Below are 326 nucleotides of genomic sequence, written 5' to 3'. Positions count from 1 at the left end.
ACGGTGCCTAAGTTTACGTTACCAGAGCCATCGCCATCGTTGGCAGTTACGGTAATCGTGGCTGCGGCATTGCCGCTTACATTAGATGCACTTGTGTACTGAATGTTGGATGCTGTATCCAGATAGGTGTTGATATCAGCTGGTGTACCCACAAGCGTGATTGTTGTCGGGTTTACAAGTGTTTCAATAACGCCACTACCAACGCCAGCACCATCAGCCGGTGTAGCAAAGGTTCCTGCGGAAGCCGTGAGTGTTACGGTAATGCTGGCGCTGTCTATATCACTTAATACTGTAGTGCCTAGATCGATGTTGCTTTGTGTATCTTC

The 326-nt window shown here is 48.5% G+C and carries 1 protein-coding gene; it reads right to left on the bottom strand.

Features of this window, described 5'->3' with window-relative positions:
* On the bottom strand, nucleotides 1–326 hold a 326-nt coding region (locus MF542_RS17505), incomplete at both ends, for a hypothetical protein (RefSeq protein ID WP_247021866.1).

The organism is Kordiimonas laminariae, assembly GCF_023008165.1.
Classification (GTDB): domain Bacteria; phylum Pseudomonadota; class Alphaproteobacteria; order Sphingomonadales; family Kordiimonadaceae; genus Kordiimonas; species Kordiimonas laminariae.
This window is presented reverse-complemented; position numbering and strand designations above follow the sequence as displayed.